The following is a 24,391-nucleotide window of genomic DNA, read 5'->3' on the forward strand; positions in this document are numbered from 1 at the left end:
TTAGGGTATGTTGAGAGATCAGGATCGCATCTTTACCAATATCTACGGCCTCAAGGACAAGTCCCTGAAGGGCGCGATGTCCCGCGGCCATTGGGACGGCACCAAGCAAATCCTTGAAAAGGGCCGTGACTGGATCATCAACGAGATGAAGGCCTCGGGTCTTCGCGGTCGCGGCGGCGCAGGCTTCCCCACCGGTCTCAAGTGGTCCTTCATGCCGAAGGAATCGGACGGCCGCCCGCATTACCTCGTCGTGAATGCGGATGAGTCGGAACCTGGCACCTGCAAGGACCGTGAGATCATGCGCCATGATCCGCACACCCTGATCGAAGGCTGCGTCATCGCTTCCTTCGCCATGGGCGCGCATCATGCCTTCATCTATGTCCGCGGCGAGTTCATGCGCGAGCGCGAAGCCCTGCAGGCCGCAATCGATGAGTGCTATGACTACGGTCTGCTCGGCAAGAACAACAAGCTCGGCTACGACATCGACATCGTCGTGCATCATGGCGCCGGCGCCTATATCTGCGGCGAAGAAACCGCACTTCTGGAAAGCCTCGAGGGCAAGAAGGGCCAGCCGCGCCTCAAGCCGCCATTCCCGGCGAACATGGGCCTCTACGGCTGCCCGACAACGGTCAACAACGTCGAATCGATCGCCGTTGCCCCGACCATCCTGCGTCGCGGCGCGTCCTGGTATTCGAGCTTCGGCCGTCCGAACAATGCCGGCACCAAGCTGTTCTCGATCTCCGGGCACGTCAACAAGCCGTGCACGGTCGAAGAAGCCATGTCGATCACCTTCCAGGAGCTGATCGAAAAGCACTGTGGCGGCATCCGCGGCGGCTGGGACAACCTGCTCGCCGTCATCCCGGGCGGCTCCTCGGTGCCTTGCGTACCGGGCACCCAGATGAAGGACGCGATCATGGACTATGACGGTTTGCGTGAGCTGGGCTCCGGCCTCGGCACCGCCGCTGTCATCGTCATGGACAAGTCGACCGACATCGTGAAGGCCATCTGGCGCCTCTCGGCATTCTACAAGCACGAGAGCTGCGGCCAGTGCACGCCATGCCGCGAAGGCACAGGCTGGATGATGCGCGTCATGGAACGCATGGTGAAGGGCAATGCCCAGAAGCGTGAAATCGACATGCTCTTCCAGGTGACGAAGCAGGTGGAAGGCCACACCATCTGTGCGCTGGGTGATGCCGCCGCCTGGCCGATCCAGGGCCTGATCAAGCATTTCCGTCCGGAGATGGAAAAGCGCATCGACCAGTACACCCGCAACGCGATCGCCCATGGCGTGGTCATGGAAGCGGCAGAGTAAGGGACAAAGGGGATGACAGGCTCTTCGGACAAGGACGGGAAAAAGGGGCCGGACGAACCGGCATCTGACGCTCGCGCCTCCGAAGGCCTTGAGGACCTGATGACCAATCCGGCGGCCGCCATGGCCGCCGCAACCGCCTTCGGCTTCGGCATGGCGGCGCAGATGGGCAAGCTCTTCCTTGGCTCCATTCAGGGCGCCATGGAAGTAACCGGCCAGATCGCGCGGCAACTGGAAGAAGAGCGCAAGGCGGCGGAGGCGAAGCCGGCAGCTGGGGCTGAGACGAAGGTCGAGGCCCCGGTCGAAAAGGTTGAGCCTGAGCCGACCCCGGCCAAGGTGACGGCGGAAAAGCCGGTTCTGGCGAAGGCGAAGGCCAAGGCCGCAGCCCCGGTGAAAGCCAAGGCTGAAAAGCCGAAGCCTGCACCGAAGGCCAAGGCGGCTGCAAAGCCGGCCGTTGGAACAAAGGCAAAGGCCGCGGGACAAGCGAAGGCTCTGGCGGATGCAAAGGTCGAGCCCGCCGCGCCGGCGGCGAAGCCGAGGAAGGCCAGCGGCAAGGCCGACGATCTGAAGAAGATCGATGGCATCGGGCCCAAGGTCGAGCAGGTCCTGAGGGGCAGGGGGATTACCCGCTTCAAGGACCTCGCTGAGATGAATGAGAAGGCGCTTGATGCGCTGGACAAGGAATTGGGTCTCGGCGGCCGCGTGCTGCGAGACGACTGGGCAGGCCAGGCGCGCCGGTTGGCGGGTGGCAAGGCTCGGTCAGGCAGTTAAGATTAAGGTTCGGCCGCGCGGGGGCGATGCGCCGGACTTGAGGGATAAAACCGGCAGTTTTCATCCGGTGCGGACGAAGACTGTCAGTCGCGGCAGGAATGCCCCGGCAGGATGCGCGGAAGCGTGAGGCAGGAAGGCGAATATGACTAAGCTGAAGATCGACGGAAAAGAGATCGAGGTTCCGGATCATTTCACGCTGTTGCAGGCGTGCGAGGAAGCTGGCGCCGAGGTTCCGCGCTTTTGTTTCCATGAACGGCTGTCGGTTGCCGGCAACTGCCGCATGTGCCTCGTCGAGGTGAAGGGTGGCCCGCCGAAGCCGGCAGCCTCCTGCGCCATGGGCGTGCGCGACATCCGTGGCGGCCCGAACGGCGAACTGCCGGAAGTCTTCACCAACACGCCGATGGTCAAGAAGGCCCGCGAAGGCGTGATGGAATTCCTGCTGATCAACCATCCTCTGGATTGCCCGATCTGCGACCAGGGTGGCGAATGCGACCTGCAGGACCAGGCCATGGCCTTCGGTATCGATAGCTCGCGCTACACCGAGAACAAGCGCGCTGTCGAAGACAAGTATATCGGACCGCTGGTCAAGACCGTGATGAACCGCTGCATTCACTGCACGCGCTGCGTCCGCTTCACCACCGAAGTCGCGGGCATTGCCGAACTCGGCCTGATCGGCCGTGGCGAGGACGCCGAGATCACCACCTATCTCGAGCAGGCGATGACGTCGGAGCTTCAGGGCAATGTCGTTGACCTCTGCCCGGTCGGCGCTCTGACCTCCAAGCCCTTCGCCTTCACGGCTCGTCCCTGGGAACTGAACAAGACCGAATCGGTCGACGTCATGGACGCGCTCGGCTCGGCGATCCGCGTCGATACGCGTGGTCGCGAAGTCATGCGCATCATGCCGCGCGTCAACGAGCAGATCAACGAAGAGTGGATCTCCGACAAGACCCGCTTCATCTGGGATGGCCTGAAGACCCAGCGTCTCGACCGTCCCTATGTCAAGAAGGATGGCCGCCTGCAGCCCGCAAGCTGGGCCGAAGCCTTTGCGGCGATCAAGTCGGCCGTTGCCTCGACCTCCGCGGACAAGATCGGCGCTGTCGCCGGAGACCTCGCTTCCGTCGAGGAAATCTTCGCGCTGAAGTCGCTCGTCAACGCACTCGGGTCCTCGAATACCGACTGTCGCCAGGATGGGACGGCAATTGATCCGTCGCTCGGCCGCTCGACCTACCTCTTCAACGCCGGCATCGAAGGCATTGAAGCCGCAGACGCAATCCTGATCGTCGGCGCCAACCCGCGCTACGAAGCAGCTGTCTTGAACGCCCGTATTCGCAAGCGCTGGCGCCGCGGCGGTCTGCCGATCGGCGTGATCGGCGAAGGCGGTGAGCTGCGTTACCCGTATGAGTATCTCGGTGCTGGCACCGAGACGCTGTCTGACCTCGTTTCTGGCAAGAACAACTTCGCTGAAGCTCTGAAGGCCGCAAAGAACCCGCTTGTTATCATCGGCCAGGGTGCGCTTTCGGGCGCCGACGGCAACGCCGTTCTGGCAAACGCCGCAAAGCTCGCTGCCGATGTCGGCGCGCTCTCCGACGAATGGAACGGCTTCTGCGTCCTGCACACCGCAGCCTCGCGCGTCGGCGCGCTCGACCTCGGCTTCGTGCCGGGCGAAGGGGCTGTTGCCGCCGGTCAGATGCTGTCCTCGCTCGACGTCGTCTTCCTGCTCGGTGCCGATGAGCTGGACTTCTCCGCGAAGTCCGCCAAGTGCGTGGTCTATATCGGCAGCCATGGCGACAACGGCGCACACTATGCCGACGTCATCCTGCCGGGCGCGACCTACACCGAGAAGTCGGGGACCTGGGTCAATACCGAAGGCCGCGTCCAGATGGGCAACCGCGCCGGCTTCGCGCCGGGCGAGGCCCGCGAAGACTGGGCGATCCTGCGTGCACTCTCCGACGTACTCGGCAAGAAGCTGCCCTTTGATTCGCTGTCGCAGCTGCGCGTGAAGCTTTACGAAGCCTACCCGCATTTCGCCGAGATCGACGAGATCGCACCAGGCTCTTCGGCCGATATTGCTGCACTGGCGAAAAAACCCGGGAAGATGGGCAAGTCTCTGTTTGCGTCGCCGGTCAAAGACTTCTATTTGACGAACCCGATAGCACGCGCTTCGGCCGTCATGGCAGAGTGCTCGGCATTGGCCCGCAACAATTTCAAGGCCGCGGCAGAGTAAGGGCAGGGGACCATGGATAATTTTGTTTCCACCTATGTGTGGCCGGCGGCCATCATGATCGGGCAGTCGCTTCTGCTGCTCGTCTGCCTGCTCGTATTCATCGCCTACATTCTGCTCGCAGACCGCAAGATCTGGGCTGCCGTTCAGCTGCGTCGCGGCCCGAACGTCGTCGGCCCCTGGGGTCTCTTCCAGTCCTTCGCCGACCTTCTGAAGTTCGTCTTCAAGGAGCCGGTAATTCCGGCCGGCGCCAACAAGGGCGTCTTCCTGCTCGCCCCGCTCGTTGCCGTGACGCTCGCGCTCGCAACCTGGGCCGTCATTCCGGTCAACGCCGGATGGGTGATCGCCAACATCAATGTCGGCATCCTCTTCGTCTTCGCGGTCTCCTCGCTCGAAGTCTACGGCATCATCATGGGTGGCTGGGCGTCGAACTCGAAGTACCCGTTCCTCGGCGCGCTTCGCTCGGCAGCGCAGATGGTCTCCTATGAAGTCTCGATGGGCTTCGTCATCGTCACCGTTCTGCTCTGCGTCGGTTCGCTGAACCTCACCGACATCGTGCTTGCCCAGAACACCGGTCTCGGCACGATGATGGGTCTTCCGGCGTCCTTCCTCGACTGGCACTGGCTGGCACTCTTCCCGATGTTCGTGATCTTCTTCATCTCGGCATTGGCAGAAACCAACCGTCCGCCCTTCGACCTTCCGGAAGCCGAATCCGAACTCGTCGCCGGCTTCATGGTCGAATACGGCTCGACCCCGTACATGATGTTCATGCTCGGCGAATATGCCGCCATCGTCCTGATGTGCTCGCTGACCACCATCCTCTTCCTCGGGGGCTGGCTGCCGCCGGTCGACGTCTGGTTCCTGAACTGGGTCCCCGGCATCGTCTGGTTCGTGCTGAAGGCGTCAATGGTCTTCTTCATGTTCGCCATGGTGAAGGCATTCGTTCCGCGCTACCGCTATGACCAGCTGATGCGTCTTGGCTGGAAGGTCTTCCTTCCGATCTCGCTCGCCATGGTCATCATCACGGCATTCGTGCTCAAGCTGATGGGTTGGGCGTGATGACGCCCGGCCGCAACCTCAGCTGCATTGGAGAATAAGATGGCAATTGCACAGGCTATCAATTCGGTCTTCCTGAAGGAGTTCGTCGGCGCTTTCTTTCTGTCGATGCGCTACTTCTTCAAGCAGAAGGCAACGATCAACTACCCGTTCGAAAAGGGCCCGGTATCGGCGCGCTTCCGCGGCGAGCATGCGCTGCGCCGCTATCCGAACGGCGAAGAACGCTGCATCGCCTGCAAGCTTTGCGAGGCGATCTGTCCTGCCCAGGCCATCACCATCGAGGCCGGGCCGCGCCGCAACGACGGCACCCGCCGCACGGTGCGTTACGACATCGACATGGTGAAGTGCATCTATTGCGGTTTCTGCCAGGAAGCCTGCCCGGTCGACGCGATCGTCGAGGGACCGAACTTCGAGTTCGCCACCGAGACCCGCGAAGAACTTTACTTCGACAAGGCGCGCCTGCTCGACAACGGCGACCGCTGGGAACGGGAAATCGCGCGCAACATCGCGATCGACTCGCCCTACCGCTGATCCCTTGGGATCGATCGCCTTGGGCGGAGCGCGGGGCTTCGCCGGGGCACATGATGAATTTTGTAACGGGCGTGCCGATGGGGATATCGGTCACGCCTTATCGGGCGGCGGGGCAGGGCCCTCGTCCGGGGGAAGATGAAAAGGCACCAACATGGGTCTTCAGGCTCTCTTTTTCTATCTCTTCGCCTTTGTCGCTGTGGCTTCGGCCTTCATGGTGATATCGGCTCGGAACCCGGTCCATTCGGTCCTGTTCCTCATTCTGACCTTCATCAACGCGGCGGGTCTTCTGCTCCTCACGGGAGCTGAATTCCTGGCGATGATCCTGCTGGTCGTCTATGTCGGCGCGGTCGCGGTTCTCTTCCTCTTCGTCGTGATGATGCTCGACATCGACTTCACGGAACTGAGGGCAGGGGCTGCGAAATACGCACCGGTTGGCGCGCTCGTCGGCCTCATCGTTGCGGTCGAACTTGTCGTCGTCATCGGCGGAACCACGATCAGCCCGGAAGCCCTGAATGCGATCACCCAGCCTATTCCCGCTGTGGCAGACCGCCAGAATACCCAGGCGCTTGGCGACGTGCTCTACACGGACTACGTCTTCTTCTTCCAGATCGCCGGTCTCGTCCTGTTCGTCGCCATGATCGGCGCGATCGTGCTGACGCTGCGCCACCGCACCAACATCAAGCGCCAGGACATCTCCGCCCAGGTCGCCCGCACGCCGGAAACCGCCGTCAAGGTTGTCAAGGTCAAGCCGGGCCAGGGCGTCTGAGCCGAGCACGAGGTCAAGGAACAAGAATTATGGAAATCGGTCTTTCCCACTACCTGACAGTCAGTGCACTGCTGTTCACCCTGGGCGTCTTCGGCATCTTCCTGAACCGCAAGAACATCATCGTCATCCTGATGTCGATCGAACTGATCCTGCTCGCTGTGAACATCAACATGGTGGCCTTCTCGAGCTTCCTCGGCGACCTCGTCGGCCAGGTCTTCGCGCTGTTTATCCTGACGGTTGCGGCCGCCGAAGCGGCCATCGGCCTCGCGATCCTGGTGGTCTTCTACCGTAATCGCGGCTCCATCGCCGTCGAAGACGTCAACATGATGAAGGGCTGATCGGGTCATGATCTACAAGGCTATCGTCTTTCTCCCCCTGATCGGCTTCCTGATCGCCGGCTTGCTTGGCCGCCAGATCGGCGCCAAGGCGTCGGAATACATCACCACGGGTCTGATGATCATCGTGGCGATCCTCTCCTGGATCGTGTTCTTCAACGTTGCGATGAGCCACGAGGCCCACGAGGTCATCAAGGTGCCCGTGATGCGCTGGATCCAGTCCGGCGGCATCGACGTCGAATGGGCCTTCCGCATCGATACGCTGACGGCTGTGATGTTCGTAGTGGTCAACTCGGTGTCGTGCCTCGTGCACCTCTACTCGATCGGCTACATGCACCACGACCCGCATCGGCCGCGCTTCTTTGCCTATCTGTCGCTCTTCACCTTCGCGATGCTGATGCTCATTACGTCGGACAACCTGCTGCAGATGTTCTTCGGCTGGGAAGGCGTAGGTCTTGCGTCCTATCTGCTGATCGGCTTCTGGTACAAGAAGCCGTCCGCTTCCGCCGCTGCCATGAAGGCCTTCATCGTCAACCGCGTCGGTGACTTTGGCTTCATCCTCGGCATCTCGGCGCTCTTCGTGATGTTCGGCTCGATCAACCTCGAGACGATCTTCGCCTCGGCCCAGTCCTATCTGCCGACCGATCCTGCAGCGTCGCCCGAAGTCGTGCTGAACCTCTTCGGCATGCAGCTTGACCGCAGCCATGCGCTGACCGGCGCCTGCCTGCTGCTCTTCATGGGCGCGATGGGTAAGTCGGCGCAGTTCCTGCTGCACACCTGGCTGCCGGACGCCATGGAAGGCCCGACCCCGGTTTCGGCGCTCATTCACGCCGCAACCATGGTCACCGCCGGCGTCTTCCTCGTCGCCCGCATGTCGCCCGTCTTCGAACTGTCGCCGGATGCGCTGACCGTCGTCACCATCGTCGGCTCAATCACGGCGTTCTTCGCGGCGACCGTCGGCCTTGTGCAGAACGACATCAAGCGCGTCATCGCTTATTCGACCTGCTCGCAGCTCGGCTACATGTTCGTGGCGCTCGGCGTCGGCGCCTATGGCGCAGCCGTCTTCCACCTCTTCACGCACGCCTTCTTCAAGGCACTCCTGTTCTTGGGCGCAGGCTCCGTCATCCACGCCGTCGATGGCGAGCAGGACATGCGCTACATGGGTGGTCTGAGGAAGCACATCCCCGTGACCTTCTGGGCCATGACGATCGGTACGATCGCTCTGACCGGCGTCGGTATCCCCGGAACCCTTATCGGTACCGCTGGCTTCTTCTCGAAGGACTACATCATCGAGTCTGCCTTCGCCTCGAGCTCGTCCGTCGGTGGTTTTGCCTTCACAATGCTGGTGATTGCGGCTCTGTTCACGAGCTTCTATTCTTGGCGCCTGGCGTTCCTGACCTTCTTCGGCAAGCCGCGTGCGTCTGCCGACGTCATGCACCATGTGCATGAAAGCCCGCAGGTGATGCTGATCCCGTTCTACCTGCTCGGTTTCGGCGCACTGTTTGCCGGCTTCATCTTCCACGACTACTTCTTCGGCCATCACTATGCCGAGTTCTGGAAGGGCGCGCTCTTCACGCTTCCGACCAACACGGTACTGGAAGAGTTCCATGACGTTCCGAAGTGGGTGAAGTGGAGCCCGTTCATTGCCATGACGCTCGGCTTCGTGACCGCCTGGTACATGTATATCAAGAACCCGTCGGCACCGAAGAAGCTCGCGGAACAGCAGTGGATGCTCTACCAGTTCCTGCTCAACAAGTGGTACTTCGACGAGCTCTACGACTTCCTCTTCGTTCGGTCCTCCAAGGCGCTCGGGCGCTTCCTCTGGAAGAAGGGTGACGTCGCCACCATCGACGCCTATGGCCCGAACGGCGTTGCCTCTGCCGTTGGCGGCCTGACCCAGAAGGTCGTCCGCCTGCAGTCGGGTTACCTCTATCACTATGCCTTCGCGATGCTCATCGGCATTGCGGCACTTGTTACCTGGATGATGCTCGGGAGCTCCCTCTGATGACCGATTGGCCCATTCTCTCGACGGTCACCTTCCTTCCTCTTGTCGGCGTGGCTCTGCTTCTGCTGACCCGGGGTGATACTTCTCTCGGCCGCCGCAACATCCTGAACGTCTCGCTGCTGACGACGGTCTTCACCTTCGTCGTGTCGCTCTTCATCTGGATCAACTTCGACAATTCGAACGCCGGCTTCCAGATGGTGGAGAAGCATGCCTGGCTTGGTACCGGCATCTCCTACCACGTCGGCGTCGACGGCATCTCGATGCTGTTCGTCATCCTGACGACGCTGCTCATGCCCTTCTGCATTCTTGCGAGCTGGACCTCGGTCGAGAAGCGCCTGAAGGAATACATGATCGCCTTCCTGGTGCTCGAGACCCTGATGATCGGCGTCTTCGTGTCGCTCGACATCGTGCTCTTCTACGTCTTCTTCGAAGCCGGCCTCATCCCGATGTTCATCATCATCGGTGTCTGGGGTGGCAAGGATCGCGTCTACGCATCCTACAAGTTCTTCCTCTACACGCTGCTCGGCTCGGTGCTGATGCTGCTCGCCATCATGGCAATGTACTGGGATGCCGGCACGACTGACATCGCAGCGCTTCTGCAGCACGATTTCCCGCCGCAGATGCAGACCTGGCTATGGCTTGCTTTCTTCGCTTCCTTCGCGGTGAAGATGCCTATGTGGCCTGTGCATACCTGGCTGCCGGATGCGCACGTTCAAGCACCGACGGCAGGCTCCGTGATCCTCGCCGGCATCCTCCTGAAGCTTGGCGGCTACGGCTTCCTGCGCTTCTCGCTGCCGATGTTCCCGCTGGCATCCGACTTCTTCGCGCCCTTCGTCTTCACGCTGTCCGTGATTGCCATCATCTACACCTCGCTGGTCGCGATGATGCAGGAAGACATGAAGAAGCTGATCGCTTATTCCTCGGTCGCGCACATGGGCTACGTCACCATGGGTATCTTCGCCGCCAACCAGCAGGGCGTACAGGGTGCGATCTTCCAGATGATCAGCCACGGCTTTGTCTCCGGCGCGCTCTTCCTCTGCGTCGGCGTGATCTACGACCGTCTCCATACCCGCGAGATCGCGGCCTATGGTGGTCTGGTCAACAACATGCCGAAATACGCGCTCGCCTTCATGGTCTTCACCATGGCCAATGTCGGCCTGCCGGGCACCTCGGGCTTCGTCGGCGAGTTCCTGACCCTGATCGGTGTCTTCCGCGTCAACACCTGGGTCGCGCTCTTTGCCGCCACCGGCGTCATCCTTTCGGCAGCCTATGCGCTCTGGCTCTATCGCCGGGTCGTCTTCGGTGCGCTCGAAAAGGAGAGCCTGAAGAGCATGCTCGACCTTTCCACCCGCGAAAAGCTGACCCTTTATCCGCTGATCGCCCTCACCATCTTCTTCGGCGTCTATCCGGCTCCCATCCTCGATGCGACCGCCGCCTCCGTCGACAATCTGGTGAACAACTACTCCGCAGCCTTGCAAGCAGCCCAGTCCCTGGCGCTGATTGCGAACTGACGACAGGATCCTTTGGACATGACCGTTGAAACTCTCATTGCTAGCCTGCATCTGGTCACGCCGGAATTGATCCTGGCTGTGGGCGCCATGGTGCTGCTCATGATCGGCGTGTTTTCGGGCGAGAAGTCGAACAGTGTTGTCACAGGACTGGCGATCGCGCTGCTGATCTTCTCGGGTGCCTGGCTGGTGTTCTCCGGCGCGGAAGGAGAGGCCTTCAATGGCGCCTACCTCGCTGACGGCTACGCCAAGTTCATGAAGATCCTCGCCCTGATCGGTTCGGTCACGGCGATGATCATGGCGGTCGGCCACGCCCGCTACGACCACCTCGACAAGTTCGAATTCCCGGTCCTTCTCGTGCTCGCGACCCTCGGCGTCATGCTGCTGATCTCGGCCAATGACCTGATCGCCCTTTATCTCGGCCTCGAACTGATGTCGCTGGCGCTCTATGTCGTCGCTGCCATCAACCGTGACAGCCTGCGTTCGACGGAAGCCGGCCTCAAGTACTTCGTGCTTGGTGCTCTCTCGTCGGGCATGCTGCTCTACGGCATGTCGCTGGTCTATGGCTTCACCGGCAATACCGGCTTCGACGAGATTGCCGCCGTTCTGTCGCAGGGCGAACCGTCGCTCGGTCTGATCTTCGGCCTTGTGTTCGTTCTCGCTGGCCTTGCCTTCAAGATCTCCGCCGTTCCGTTCCACATGTGGACGCCCGACGTCTATGAAGGCGCCCCGACCCCAGTAACAGCATTCCTGGCGGCCGCTCCGAAGATCGGTGCTATGGCGATTTTCGTACGCATCGTCATCGACGCCTTCCTGCCGATCTTCGCCGAATGGCAGCAGATTGTCGTCTTCATCGCGATTGCATCGATGGTCCTGGGTTCGGTCGCAGCCATCGGTCAGAAGAACATCAAGCGATTGATGGCCTATTCTTCCATCGGTCACATGGGCTACGCGCTGGTCGGCCTTGCCGCCGGCAATGACACCGGCGTCGCCGGCGTTCTGCTCTACATGATGATCTATCTGGTGATGACGCTCGGCACCTTTGCCTGCATCATGGCGATGCGCCAGAAGGAAGGCGGCAATGTCGAGAACATCGACGATCTCGCTGGCCTGTCGACCACGCGGCCGTTCATGGCCTTCGTGTTGACCGCGCTGATGTTCTCGCTCGCCGGCATTCCGCCGCTCGCAGGCTTCTTCGCCAAGTACTTCGTCTTCGTGGCTGCCATCGAAGCCAAGCTCTATGCGCTTGCGATCATCGGTGTTCTGGCCTCGGTCATCGGCGCCTATTACTACCTGCGCATCATCAAGGTCATGTGGTTCGACGAAGCCAAGGGTGAATTCGCCCGCACGTCGATCGAGCTGCGCCTCGTCTTCGGTCTCTCCGGTTTCTTCGTGGTCGGTTACGTCCTCTTCGGCGGTCCGCTCGGGACCGCGGCGGAAGCAGCTGCAAAGACGTTGTTTAATTGACCAGCCTCGGTAGACCGCGCCGGATTTCGCTCGACGACTTCCGGCACGAATCCCTCGACGAAGTCTCGTCCACCAATACGGAAGCATTCGCCCGCGCTCGCGCGGGCGATTCCGGTTTTCTGTGGTTGACGGCCGAGCGCCAGACCGGTGGCCGCGGCCGCCGCGGCCGGCCATGGGTGTCCGAGCGTGGCAATCTCTATTCGACCCTTCTGCTGATGGATCCAGCACCGGCCGAACAACTGGGATCGCTGCCGCTTGCCGTAGCGCTGGCCGTTCATGCCGCTGTACAGGCGGTGATGCCGCCGGGCGGCGAGCTTGTCGAGATCAAATGGCCGAACGACGTACTGATCGGTCGTCAGAAGACGTCAGGAATATTGCTCGAGGCGGAACGTATCGCCGATGGCCGCATGGCACTTGCCATCGGGATCGGCATCAATATCGCCCACCGCCCTGACCTGACGCTTTATCCGGTGACCTCGCTTGCCGATCAGGGCGTTTCGATTTCGCCGCCGGAGTTCTTCGCCCATCTGTTCGCCGAGATGTCAGAGGTTCTTTACGTCTGGGACGAGGGCAGGGGGATCGCCGAGATCGTGCGGCGCTGGCGTTGCGTCGCCTGTGGCATCGGCGAGAAAATAACTGTGAACCTCCCGGACCGCTCGATTTCCGGTATCTTTTCCGGAATCGATGATAAGGGAATTTTGTTGCTCGACCGGGGCTCCGACGGAATGATGTCGGTTGCCGCCGGAGATGTGTTTTTCGGGTAGACTGGATCGGAACTGAGAATGGCCAATAACGACGAACTGGTTTTCCTGCCGCTGGGCGGCGTGGGTGAAATCGGCATGAACCTCGCATTGTACGGCTATGGTCCGCCGTCCAATCGCCAGTGGATCATGGTCGACTGCGGCGTGACATTCGCCGGGCCGGATCTGCCGGGTGTCGATCTCGTACTGCCCGATATCAGTTTCATCAAGAAGCAGAAAAAGAACCTCAAGGGCATCATCATCACCCATGCCCATGAAGACCATTACGGTGCACTGAACGATCTGTGGCCAGGCCTCAATGTGCCTGTCTATGCCTCGCGCTTCACGGCCGGCATGCTCGAAGCCAAGCGCGACTATGAGGGCTCGCGCGCCGAGATCCCGATCACGCCCTTCAAGCAGGGCGACCGGATCAATGTTGGCCCGTTCGAAATTGAAGCGATCGGCGTGAACCACTCGATCCCTGAGCCGATGTCGCTCGTCATCCGCACGCCGCTCGGCAATCTCATCCATACGGGTGACTGGAAAATCGACCACAATCCCTCGCTCGGCCCACTGACCGACGAAGAGCGCTTCCGTGCCGTCGGCGACGAGGGCGTGCTGGCGATGTTCTGCGATTCGACCAATGCCATGCGTGATGGTGTCTCGCCCTCCGAGGAGGAGGTTTCGGCAGGTTTGCAGAAGATCATCGAAGCTGCGGAAGGCCGTGTGGCAATCACCACCTTTTCCTCGAATGTCGGTCGTATCCGCTCGATCGCCCAGGCGGCGGAAGCGGCCGGCCGCGAAGTCCTGCTGCTCGGCAGTTCGCTGAAGCGCGTAACGGCGGTCGCCGATGACATCGGCATCATGCAGGGCATCAAGCCCTTCATTGCCGAAGACGAATATGGTTTCATCCCGCGCGACAAGATCGTCGTTATCCTCACCGGTAGCCAGGGCGAGCCGCGCGCAGCACTCGCCAAGCTCTCGCGTGACGAGATGCGCAACGTGGCGCTGACGAAAGGCGACACGGTCGTGTTCTCCTCGCGCGCCATTCCAGGCAACGAGAAGGCCATCCTCGAAATCAAGAACGGTTTGATCGAGCAGGGCGTCCATATCGTCACCGACAGTGATGCACTTGTCCACGTTTCGGGCCATCCGCGCCGCAACGAACTGCTCAAGATGTACGAGTGGGTCCGTCCGCAGATCCTCGTGCCCGTTCATGGTGAGGCCGCCCATCTGGTCGCCCAGAAGGAACTGGCGCTTCAGGCCGGCATCCCGACCGTGCCGCGTGTCCGCAATGGCGACATGCTGCGCATCGCGCCGGGCCCCGCCGAAGTCATCGATCAGGCACCCTCCGGCCGCGTCTACAAGGACGGCAAACTCGTCGGCGACATCGAGGAAATGGGTATCGCCGATCGCAAGAAGCTCTCCTATGTCGGCCATGTTGCCGTCAGCGTGCTTCTCGACAGTCGCTTCGATTTCCTTGGTGATCCCGATGTCGTGGCTTTCGGCCTGCCGGAAGTCGACCATGAGGGAGAGTTGATGGAGGATACGCTCTATGATGCCGTCCTCGGTGCCGTCGAAAGCATTCCGCGCAGCCGTCGCAAGGATCTCGACACCGTTCGCGAGTCCATCCGCCGCGCGGTGCGCTCGACTGCCAACGAAGTCTGGGGCAAGAAGCCGATCGTCACGGTGTTCCTGACCAAAGTCTGAGGGACGAGGCGGGCAGGGATGACCTAATCTTTGCCCGCAACGACTGGAGGAAGACATGCTCGGCCGCGTCAATCACATCGCCATCGCCGTTCCGGATCTCACGGCTGCGACCGCGAGTTATCGTGATACGCTCGGCGCCAAGGTGTCCCAGGCACAGGCGCTTCCTGAGCATGGTGTGACCGTCGTCTTTGTCGAACTCGAGAACACCAAGGTCGAACTTCTCGAACCGCTTGGCGAGAATTCGCCGATTGCCGCCTTCCTTGAGAAGGCTCCCTCGGGCGGCATGCACCACATCTGCTACGAGGTCGCCGATATCCTTGCCGCCCGCGACCAGCTCTCAGCATCCGGAGCTCGTGTACTCGGTAGTGGCGAGCCGAAGATCGGCGCCCATGGCAAGCCGGTCCTGTTTCTGCATCCCAAGGATTTCTTCGGCACCCTGATCGAGCTCGAACAGGTCTGAGGCCCATTCACGAACCGATGAAGTCTTGTTGATCGCGGCTCGGACGGGCCTGCGACGCTTTTGTCTTTGTGCCAGGCCGTTTCCGCGATTATAGGGGGAGAAAGAGCGGCGCAGGCGTAACGTTGGGCGCCATCTCATGTCTGGAGCGAAACATCATGGCGATCCTGTCGGGACTGGCAGTCTATTTTGTGATCTGGTGGCTGGTGCTGTTTGCGGTGCTGCCGATCGGCCTTCGCACCCAGGACGAGGATCAAAACGTCGTGCCGGGAACCGTGGCCAGTGCTCCCACCCGCTTCCGTGCGGCGCGCATCTTCCTGACCACTTCCATCGTCTCTGCACTGATCTATGGCGCCTGGTATGTCGCCGGCACTTATTTTGGCATCAGCTTCAACGATCTGCCGGTCATCATGCCGGGCGTTGAGCCGCAAGGCTGATCGGCGCCTCTCAGCGCGCCCATTCCGTCGACTAGGCAAAAAAAAACAAGGTCAAAAGACCTTGTTCGAAGCTTCGCGTGATCCTTCACCAATTAAGGGGCTGCGAACGGGCGCGCCTAGATCTGATCCTCCCAAGACTTGACCGCGAGTGTGGCAAAGATTTGTACTCCCTGCCTCTTTTATGGGCTGAACCTAGCCCAATCGGTGACCCTTGTCACCCCTGAATCTTGCAGATTTGTTACACCCATCCAAAAAAAATTCCTCATGTCGCTTTGTCGCATAAGCGTCATGGAATGATCTGATTTTTAGGTTTCGACGTCGCAATCACGTGTCCCCTGCGCGGCCCAATGGCGCGCTTGAGGTGCCGGCTGTGGGCGAGGGCAGCGAACGGCGCTTGCGGGTTTTCTTCTCATGTCCAACCGGCTATGAACGCTTCCTGACATCCCGTTTCAATCGCTGATTCCGCCTGATTTGGCGGCATCGATAACCATCTGGAATTCGTTATGCGTCTGTCGCGCTACTTCATGCCGATCCTGAAGGAAAACCCCAAGGAAGCCGAGATCGTCTCCCACCGCCTGATGCTGCGGACGGGCATGATCCGCCAGCAGAGCCAGGGGATCTATTCCTGGCTGCCGCTCGGCAAGCGCGTGCTCGACAAGGTCAACGCCATCATCCGCGAAGAGCAGAACCGCGCCGGCGCCATCGAACTCTCCATGCCGACACTGCAGTCGGCCGAGCTCTGGCAGGAAAGCGGTCGTTACGAGGATTACGGCAAGGAAATGCTGCGCATTCGCGACCGGCAGGACCGTCCGATGCTCTATGGCCCGACCAACGAAGAGATGATCACCGACATCTTCCGCTCGTCGGTCAAGTCCTACAAGAGCCTGCCGCTCAACCTCTACCACATCCAGCTGAAGTTCCGCGACGAGATCCGCCCGCGTTTCGGCACCATGCGCTCGCGCGAATTCCTGATGAAGGATGCCTATTCCTTCGACCTGACCCAGTCCGACGCGATCCATTCCTATAACAAGATGTTCGTCGCTTACCTGCGCACCTTCGATCGCCTCGGTCTGCGCGCCATCCCGATGCGCGCCGACACCGGCCCAATCGGCGGCAATCACAGCCACGAATTCATCATTCTGGCCGACACCGGCGAATCTGAAGTCTATTGCCACAAGAGCTTCGTCGATTTCGACATTCCGGCTGCCGACACCGATTTCGACAGCGTCGATGGCCTGCAGTCCGTTTTTGACAAGTGGACCTCGGTCTACGCCGCCACCTCCGAAATGCATGACGAAGCCGCCTTTGACGCCATCGGCGAGAATGATCGTCTCTCGGCGCGCGGCATCGAGGTCGGTCACATCTTCTATTTCGGCACCAAATATTCCGAGCCAATGGGCGCCAAGGTGCAAGGGCCCGACGGCAAGGAGCATCTTGTCCACATGGGTTCCTACGGTATCGGCCCGACGCGCCTTGTTCCGGCCATCATCGAAGCCTCGCATGACGAGAACGGAATCATCTGGCCGGCTTCGGTCGCGCCTTTCGATGCTGTTGTCATCAACATGAAGCCGGGTGACGAGGCTTGCGACACGACCTGCGACCGCCTCTACGTCGCGCTGCAGAATGCCGGCAAGGACGTGCTCTACGACGACACCGACGATCGTGCAGGCACGAAGTTCGCGACCGCCGATCTGATCGGCGTGCCGGTCCAGGTCATTGCGGGCCCGCGTGCCGTCGCTGCCGGCGAAGTCGAGCTCAAGGACCGCAAGACCGGTGCCCGTGAGACGCTGACGATCGAAGCGGCGATCAACAAGCTGACGGCCTGAGGCAAAAGCCTTACGCCGAACTAAGGTCGGGTCTTGAGACTTGATCCCGAGGCAAGGAGAAACCATGGCGACGACGGCCGTTGGCAAAGAGACGGTGGACACGGACAAGGCCGCATCAGCGCGCGCCTTTTCCGGCTTTGAACGCATGGTGGCCTGGCGCTATCTGCGCGCCCGGCGCAAGGAAGCCTTCATTTCCGTCATTGCCGGCTTCTCCTTCATCGGCATCATGCTCGGCGTGGCGACGCTGATCATCGTCATGGCGGTGATGAACGGCTTCCGCACCGAACTCGTCTCGCGCATTCTCGGCATCAATGGCCACATGATCGTTCAAGCCGTCGATCAGCCGCTGACCGATTATGCGGGGCTTGCCGAGCGCTTTGCTGCCGTTCCGGGCGTCACCATGGCGCTGCCGCTGGTTGAAGGCCAGACGCTTGCCTCGGGTCGCCAGGGCGCTGGTACGGGTGCACTGGTGCGCGGCATCCGTCCGGATGACCTGACCAAACTCACCGTCGTCTCCTCCAATATCCGACAGGGCGACATGGTCGGCTTTGCCACGGGGCAGGGCGTGCTGATCGGCTCGCGCATGGCAGCCCAACTGGGCTTGTCCGCCGGTGATACGATTACGCTGGTTTCGCCCGAAGGCGACATCACGCCGCTCGGCGTCAATCCGCGCGTGAAGTCCTACCCCGTTGCGGCCATCTTCGAGATCGGCATGTCGGAATATGATGCCTCGATCATCTATATGCCGCTCGAGGAATCGCAGCTCTATTTCAACGTCGAAGGCATCGTGCAGTCGATCGAGCTCTTCATTTCGGATCCTGACGCCGTCGACGAACTGCGCCCGCTGATCGAGGAAGCCGCCGGCCGCCAGATCTTCCTGACCGACTGGCGCCAGCGCAACCAGACCTTCTTCTCGGCGCTCCAGGTCGAGCGCAACGTCATGTTCATGATCCTGACGCTGATCGTGCTTGTCGCGGCGCTCAATATCATCTCCGGCCTGATCATGCTGGTGAAGGACAAGGCGAGCGACATCGCGATCCTGCGCACCATGGGCGCGACATCGGGCGCCATCATGCGCATCTTCTTCATGACGGGTGCAGCGATCGGCACGGCCGGCACACTTGCCGGCGTCGTGATGGGTGTGGTCGTGTGTCTCAACATCGAAAGCATCCGCCAGTTCTTCTCCTGGGTGTCGGGAACGATGCTCTTCGATCCCGAGCTTTATTTCCTGAGCCAGCTGCCGGCGGACATGAATGCGAGTGAGACCATCTCGGTGGTCATCATGGCGCTCAGCCTGTCCTTTATGGCCACCATCTTCCCGGCCTGGCGGGCCTCGCGCCTGGATCCTGTCCAGGCCCTGCGTTACGAATGAGGATGCCGAAATCAATGGCAAAAGACGTGGTTCTCTCGCTTGCCGGCATCGATCGCCATTACGGTCAGGGCGAAACCGTGCTCTCGATCCTGAAAGGTGCGGACTTTACCCTGCGCACTGGCGAGACCGTGGCGCTGGTCGCCCCGTCGGGCACCGGCAAGTCTACGCTTCTGCATGTTGCCGGGCTTCTTGAGCACCCCGATGGCGGCGACGTGACCGTTGGCGGCGTTGCCTGCCAGGAACTGGGCGACGAGCAGCGCACCGCAATTCGCCGAAAGTCGATCGGCTTCGTCTATCAGTTCCACCATCTGCTGCCTGAATTCACCGCGCTGGAAAACGTGATGATGCCGCAGCTGATCGCCGGGCTCACCAAGCCGGAGGCCGCCGAACGCGCCAAGCAGCTTCTCGACTATATGCGTGTCGGCAATCGCGCCGATCACCGCCCGGCCGAACTCTCCGGCGGCGAACAGCAGCGCGTGGCGATTGCCCGCGCAGTCGCCAACGCCCCGCTGGTGCTGCTTGCCGACGAACCGACCGGCAACCTCGATCCCGAGACGGCAAGTTATGTCTTCTCGGCGCTCGAAGCACTGGTCCGCCAGTCTGGTTTGTCAGCGATGATTGCGACCCACAATCACGACATCGCCCGCCGGATGGACCGCTGCGTCACCCTTGTCGATGGCAAGGTCGTCGAACTCCAGGTCTGACTTCTCTCCAGTTTCTGTCTTCTTTCCGGATGGCCGTGCGCCTCGGTGGAATTTGTTCCGCCGAGGTTGCGGTTTTTTTAGGTTGACATTGGAACAAGAGCGGAACAAAATAAAAACATAAAGGGACAAGGAGACAGAAATGACCGAAATTCTTCGTGACGTTGCTGCATTTGCCTCGATGGCCGTTTTCGTATCCAGCATGGCGCTGCTGATGATGGCGCTCTGATACTGCGGGCGGCAAAGCTGGTGAGGAAGGCTTTGCCGCCCGACTTCCTTCTGGACTTCGTGATCCTGAAAGCCGAAAATCCCGACCGATTCAGAAATCAGGGAATGAAGCGGTATGGGCGAGGACAGCGTCGACAGGCAGGCGTCCGGTGGACTGGGTGATGGCCCGGGATTCGTGCACTTGCGGGTGCATTCTGCCTATTCGCTGCTTGAGGGCGCTCTGCCGCTCAAGAAGATCCTTGGCAAAGCTGTCGCCGACGACCAGCCGGCGATCGCGATCACTGACACAAACAATCTTTTCGTTGCGCTCGAGTTTTCCCAGAAGGCGCTCGGCGATGGCATCCAGCCGATCATCGGCTGCCAGCTGTCGATCGACATGGAAGATTCGACCGGCGAGAAGCGTGGCGGTAATGGCCACATGCCGGATCTGCCGTCGGTTGTGGTCCTGGCCTCCGACGCTGACGGCTATGAGCGCCTCGTCGATCTCGTCAGCCGGGCCTATCTCGGCGGCGACGCGGGGCAGCCGACCCATGTAAAGCTTTCCTGGCTCGAAGAGAGCGGCACCGAGGGCCTGATCCTGTTGACGGGCGCCGGTGGCGGGCCGGTCGATCGTATCCTCAAAGACGGTCACAAGACCCCGGCCGAAAGCCGCCTCGTCGCATTGAAGCACCTGTTCGGCGATCGCCTTTATGTCGAACTGCAGCGCCATGGCGACTATGATCGCACGCATGAGCGGCGCATGGTCCAGCTCGCCTATGAGCATGATCTGCCGCTGGTCGCGACCAACGAGGCTTTCTTCCCGGCCCGCGACGATTACGATGCCCATGACGCGCTGATGGCGGTCGCTCACAATGCCATCGTCTCGAACGACGACCGCTTCCGCCTGACCCCCGATCATTATCTGAAGAGCCGGGCGGATATGATGAAGCTCTTCGCCGACCTGCCGGAAGCGCTGGAGAATTCCGTCGAGATCGCCCGTCGCTGCTGCTTCGTTCTCGATACCCGCAAGCCCATCTTGCCGCGCTTTACCGGTGGCAGCGACGATCCGGAAGAAGCCGAACGAGAGGAAGCACTCGAGCTGCGCCGTCAGGCGGAGGAGGGGCTCGACCAGCGTCTGGCAGCCCTCGGCATGGCGCCGGGCTACGAGGAAAAGGATTATCGTGACCGGCTGGAGTTCGAACTCTCGGTCATCGAACGCATGAAGTTCCCAGGCTACTTCCTGATCGTTTCGGACTTCATCAAATGGGCGAAACAGCATGACATCCCGGTCGGCCCGGGCCGTGGTTCGGGTGCGGGCTCGCTCGTCGCCTATGCCCTGACCATCACCGACGTCGATCCCTTGCGCTTCTCGCTGCTCTTCGAACGCTTCCTCAACCCGGAACGCGTCTCGATGCCCGACTTCGACATCGACTTCTGTCAGGAGCGCCGCGAAGAGGTCATTCGCTACGTTCAGCGAAAGTATGGTCGCGAGCAGGTGGGCCAGATCATTACCTTCGGTTCGTTGCAGGCCCGCGCGGCCCTGCGCGACGTCGGCCGCGTGCTGGAAATGCCCTATGGCCAGGTCGACAAGATCTGCAAGCTGGTGCCGAACAATCCTGCCAATCCGACGCCGCTCTCAAAGGCGATCGAGGAGGAGCCCAAGCTTCAAGAGGCAGCCGAAGAAGAGCCCGTGGTCGCGCGGCTTCTTGAGATAGCCCAGAAGATCGAGGGTCTCTACCGCCACGCCTCGACCCACGCTGCCGGTATCGTCATCGGCGATCGCCCGCTGTCGAAGCTGGTGCCGATGTACCGCGATCCGCGCTCCGACATGCCGGTGACCCAGTTCAACATGAAATGGGTCGAACAGGCCGGTCTCGTGAAGTTCGACTTCCTCGGCCTGAAGACGCTGACTGTCCTGAAGACGGCTGTCGATTTCGTCGAGGAGCAGCGTGGCCACAAGGTCGATCTCGCGGCCATCCCGCTCGATGACACCTTGACCTACGAGATGCTCTCGCGTGGTGAAACGGTCGGCGTGTTCCAGGTGGAAAGTGCCGGCATGCGCAAGGCCCTCATCGGCATGCGCCCCGACTGCATCGAGGACATCATCGCCCTTGTCGCGCTTTATCGTCCGGGCCCGATGGAAAACATCCCGGTCTATAATGCCCGCAAGCATGGCGAGGAGGAGATCGCCTCGATCCATCCGAAGATCGACTATCTGCTCAAGGAAACCCAGGGCGTTATCGTCTACCAGGAACAGGTCATGCAGATCGCGCAGGTCCTGTCGGGCTACTCGCTCGGCGAAGCCGACCTTTTGCGCCGCGCCATGGGTAAGAAGATCAAGGCGGAGATGGACCAGCAGTCGGTCCGTTTCGTCGACGGCGCGATGAAGAACGGGGTCTCCAAGCCGCAGGCGAACAACATCTTCGAACTGCTGGCAAAATTCGCCAACTACGGCTTCAACAAGTCGCACGCCGCAGCCTACGCCATCGTCTCCTATCAGACGGCCTACATGAAGGCGCATTATCCGGTCGAGTTCCTCGCCGCATCGATGACGCTCGATATGTCGAACACCGAAAAGCTCGTCGACTTCCGCCAGGATGCCGGCCGCCTCGGCATCGAAGTCGTGCCGCCTTCCGTCCAGACTTCCTATCGGCACTTCCAGACCGGGCCGAATCGCATCTACTACGCGCTCGCCGCTCTCAAGGGTGTCGGAGAAGGCGCCGTCGATCACATCGTTGAGGTCCGAGGCGACAAGCCTTTCGACAGCATCGAGGATTTCTGCCTCAGGATCGATCCGAAACAGATCAACCGCCGTGTCTTTGAAAGCCTGATCGCCGCCGGTGCCTTTGACTGCTTCGGTCGCGACCGCGCCGAACTCGTCGGCAGCATCGATCGCATCATGGGTTATGCCCAGCGGGCCCAGGAAAATGCCGTCAGCGGCCAGTCCGACATGTTCGGCTCCGGCGGTGCAAGCGGGCCCGAACGGATCGCCTTTGCACCCTATACGCCCTGGCTTTCCTCGGAAAAGCTGATGCGGGAATTCCAGGTGCTCGGCTTCTATCTCTCCGCTCACCCCCTCGACGCATACAGAGACCTGCTCGACAAACTGCGCGTGCAGAATTTCGCGGATTTCTCGGTTGCCGTAAAGCAGGGCGCCTCCGCCGGCCGTCTCGCCGGCACCGTCATCTCTCGCCAGGAGCGCAAGACCCGCACTGGCAACAAGATGGGCATCATCACCTTCTCGGATGCCTCCGGCCAGTATGAAGCGGTTCTCTTCTCGGAAGGTCTCAATCAGTATCGCGACCTGCTTGAGGCCGGCAAGTCGCTGGTGCTGACTGTGCAGGCGGAAGAGCGCCCCGAGGGCATCGGCCTGCGCATCCAGACGGCGCAGTCGCTCGAAGAACAGTCGATCCGCATGCAGAAGGCGATGCGCGTCTTCGTCCGGGATTCCGGTCCCTTGCGCGCCGTCGCTGCACATCTGAACGCAAGGGGCGACGGGCTTGTCTCCTTCATCGTGATCAAGGATGAAGGCCAGCGTGAAATCGAGGTGGAACTGACGGAGCGCTTCCGCATCTCCCCGGAGATCGCCGCCGCGATGCGCTCCACCCCCGGTGTTCTCGACGTAGAACTGGTCTGATCGTCAGGCCTGCGGCTTCGAACGCGTCACGGTGATGAAGTCCGTCCCGTCGCCGGTCTCCGGGCCGATGCCGGTATCCGAGATGGTGATCGAGGATCCCTCGCTCAGCATGGTTTCGATGCGGGCACGCACGTCGTCCGGGATGACGATGCGCGACAGCGCCGCCTCGGCCGAGAAGATCGACTTGTCGTCCGCCGGGGTGACGATGCCAAGACGCTTCTGCGTCGATGCAGGAAGATGGTCATCGAGTGTCACGCCACGCCATTCGGCCTTGCGCTTGTAGCGATCGACAGCAGTCGCTTCGATGAAATGGGTGCCAAGCGCCTTCTCTGGCTCCCGGATGTTGACGGGTGCTGAAAAGAGTGGCGCGAATTTCTGCCGGATCATCAGCTGGCCCGTCGGCGGGTGGTCCTCGCCGGCCTGCACATAGAGCGTCCCGAGAAAAGTCTCAGACAGGATCTGTGCGTCCTTTGCTATCTCATGCTTCTCCTTGAACGCATTGATCGCCGCAATGGTCCGCGTGCCGAGCAAGCCATCGGAAACGCCGGCATCGAAGCCGAGCGTGCCGAGAAGCCGCTGGACGTCGGACACGACGTCGCGCTGGGTGCGTCGTGTAATCAGAATACGCAGCGGAGGTGGTTCCTCGATCGTCACCTTTGTCTCGGCACCGCTGCGCGGTGGAACTGCGTTCATGGCCACTTCGACGGGGCCCAGCCCCGCCTCGACACGTCCGGGCCTGAGCTCTACGTCCGACAGCAGCCCACCATCGTCAACCGGGAGGCGCGGCGCGAACAGATTGGCGTGGGTGATGGACTTTGGCGCTATGGCATCGTCGGTGATGATCACATGCGCGCCGCGCTCGGTCATGGAAAAGAGCGTCTTGGCGAAGCCGTTCGGCAGGCGCACGCAACCATGCGAGGCCGGATAGCCGGGCAGCTTGCCCTCGTGCAACGCGATACCCGACCAGGTCAGACGTTGCATGAAGGGCATGGGCGCGTTCGAATAGAGGTTGGACTCGTGATACTTGCGCTTCTCCAGGATCGAGAAGATCCCCGATGGCGTGGTATGTCCGGGCTTGCCGGTCGATACTTTTGTCGTCGCCACCACCTCGTCACCGTCGTAGACGGTCAGCGTCTGTTCCGCCTTTGAGATATAGATCTGGAGCGGACCATCGGCGGCAAGCGCCGTGCTGGACATGAGAGACAGGCTGACGGCGAGGGCGAAACGCTGAAACATGGTCGACCATTTGAAACGCAATACACAAGCAATCGCAGTGTAAGCGACGATGTTTAAGAAAAGTTTCGCGAAAAGCCGTTGCGTTGCTACTCACGCGGC

At 61.0% G+C, this 24,391-nt stretch carries 19 protein-coding genes; 18 read left to right on the forward strand and 1 reads right to left on the reverse strand.

The genetic code is table 11. The features are described 5' to 3' along the window. The first annotated feature begins 7 nt into the window (after positions 1-7). From nuoF to dnaE, 18 genes are all read left to right on the forward strand, one after another. A complete protein-coding gene (gene nuoF / locus IP85_RS15775; RefSeq protein ID WP_054150621.1) occupies positions 8-1,312 on the forward strand; it encodes an NADH-quinone oxidoreductase subunit NuoF in 1,305 nt (434 codons plus the stop codon). A gap of 12 nt (positions 1,313-1,324) precedes the next feature. Further along, positions 1,325-2,080, forward strand: a complete 756-nt coding sequence (locus IP85_RS15780) for a hypothetical protein (protein WP_054150622.1) — start codon at positions 1,325-1,327, stop codon at positions 2,078-2,080. A 142-nt stretch (positions 2,081-2,222) separates the two neighbouring features. After that, positions 2,223-4,304 (forward strand): NADH-quinone oxidoreductase subunit NuoG, encoded by a 2,082-nt coding sequence (gene nuoG / locus IP85_RS15785; protein ID WP_054150623.1) that lies wholly within the window; start codon positions 2,223-2,225, stop codon positions 4,302-4,304. Between the two features lie 12 nt (positions 4,305-4,316). Then, positions 4,317-5,360: an NADH-quinone oxidoreductase subunit NuoH gene (gene nuoH, locus IP85_RS15790; protein ID WP_054150624.1), complete on the forward strand. Its 1,044-nt coding sequence runs from the start codon at positions 4,317-4,319 to the stop codon at positions 5,358-5,360. 39 nt (positions 5,361-5,399) lie between these two features. Continuing rightward, positions 5,400-5,888: an NADH-quinone oxidoreductase subunit NuoI gene (gene nuoI, locus IP85_RS15795; RefSeq protein ID WP_054150625.1), complete on the forward strand. Its 489-nt coding sequence runs from the start codon at positions 5,400-5,402 to the stop codon at positions 5,886-5,888. 151 nt (positions 5,889-6,039) lie between these two features. Continuing rightward, positions 6,040-6,654, forward strand: coding sequence for an NADH-quinone oxidoreductase subunit J (locus IP85_RS15800; protein WP_054150626.1), 615 nt, complete (start codon positions 6,040-6,042; stop codon positions 6,652-6,654). Positions 6,655-6,683: 29 nt separating this feature from the next. Further along, positions 6,684-6,992: an NADH-quinone oxidoreductase subunit NuoK gene (gene nuoK / locus IP85_RS15805; RefSeq protein ID WP_054150627.1), complete on the forward strand. Its 309-nt coding sequence runs from the start codon at positions 6,684-6,686 to the stop codon at positions 6,990-6,992. A 7-nt stretch (positions 6,993-6,999) separates the two neighbouring features. Further along, entirely contained in the window at positions 7,000-8,994 is a 1,995-nt protein-coding gene (gene nuoL / locus IP85_RS15810) for an NADH-quinone oxidoreductase subunit L (RefSeq protein WP_054150628.1), read from the forward strand. Beyond that, positions 8,994-10,505, forward strand: coding sequence for an NADH-quinone oxidoreductase subunit M (locus IP85_RS15815; RefSeq protein WP_054150629.1), 1,512 nt, complete (start codon positions 8,994-8,996; stop codon positions 10,503-10,505). The genes nuoL and IP85_RS15815 overlap by 1 nt, the downstream gene beginning before the upstream one ends. A gap of 18 nt (positions 10,506-10,523) precedes the next feature. Next, entirely contained in the window at positions 10,524-11,969 is a 1,446-nt protein-coding gene (nuoN, locus tag IP85_RS15820) for an NADH-quinone oxidoreductase subunit NuoN (protein ID WP_054150630.1), read from the forward strand. Further along, entirely contained in the window at positions 11,966-12,733 is a 768-nt protein-coding gene (locus IP85_RS15825) for a biotin--[acetyl-CoA-carboxylase] ligase (protein ID WP_054150631.1), read from the forward strand. The genes nuoN and IP85_RS15825 overlap by 4 nt, the downstream gene beginning before the upstream one ends. An 18-nt stretch (positions 12,734-12,751) precedes the next feature. Continuing rightward, positions 12,752-14,419, forward strand: a complete 1,668-nt coding sequence (locus IP85_RS15830; protein WP_054150632.1) for a ribonuclease J — start codon at positions 12,752-12,754, stop codon at positions 14,417-14,419. Between the two features lie 55 nt (positions 14,420-14,474). Next, the gene (gene mce, locus IP85_RS15835; protein WP_054150633.1) at positions 14,475-14,879 is read left to right on the forward strand and encodes a methylmalonyl-CoA epimerase; all 405 of its coding nucleotides are present in this window, start codon (positions 14,475-14,477) and stop codon (positions 14,877-14,879) included. Positions 14,880-15,034: 155 nt separating this feature from the next. Continuing rightward, positions 15,035-15,313 carry a DUF1467 family protein gene (locus tag IP85_RS15840; protein WP_054150634.1) on the forward strand — a complete coding sequence of 93 codons (279 nt, stop codon included), beginning with the start codon at positions 15,035-15,037 and terminating at the stop codon, positions 15,311-15,313. Positions 15,314-15,816: 503 nt separating this feature from the next. After that, entirely contained in the window at positions 15,817-17,139 is a 1,323-nt protein-coding gene (gene proS, locus IP85_RS15845; RefSeq protein WP_054150635.1) for a proline--tRNA ligase, read from the forward strand. A gap of 64 nt (positions 17,140-17,203) precedes the next feature. Continuing rightward, positions 17,204-18,511 carry a lipoprotein-releasing ABC transporter permease subunit gene (locus IP85_RS15850; protein ID WP_054150636.1) on the forward strand — a complete coding sequence of 436 codons (1,308 nt, stop codon included), beginning with the start codon at positions 17,204-17,206 and terminating at the stop codon, positions 18,509-18,511. Positions 18,512-18,525: 14 nt separating this feature from the next. Beyond that, on the forward strand, positions 18,526-19,215 hold the full coding sequence (locus IP85_RS15855; RefSeq protein WP_054150637.1) for an ABC transporter ATP-binding protein: 690 nt from the start codon (positions 18,526-18,528) through the stop codon (positions 19,213-19,215). Positions 19,216-19,555: 340 nt separating this feature from the next. Then, positions 19,556-23,056, forward strand: a complete 3,501-nt coding sequence (dnaE, locus tag IP85_RS15860) for a DNA polymerase III subunit alpha (protein WP_054150638.1) — start codon at positions 19,556-19,558, stop codon at positions 23,054-23,056. A 3-nt stretch (positions 23,057-23,059) separates the two neighbouring features. Here the strand turns inward: dnaE and IP85_RS15865 are convergent, their stop codons facing one another. Further along, positions 23,060-24,292, reverse strand: a complete 1,233-nt coding sequence (locus IP85_RS15865) for a L,D-transpeptidase family protein (protein ID WP_054150639.1) — start codon at positions 24,290-24,292, stop codon at positions 23,060-23,062. Between the last annotated feature and the right edge of the window lie 99 nt (positions 24,293-24,391).

The sequence above is a fragment of the Rhizobium sp. AAP116 genome, assembly GCF_001295785.1.
In the GTDB taxonomy this organism is placed as follows: Bacteria; Pseudomonadota; Alphaproteobacteria; order Rhizobiales; family Rhizobiaceae; genus Allorhizobium.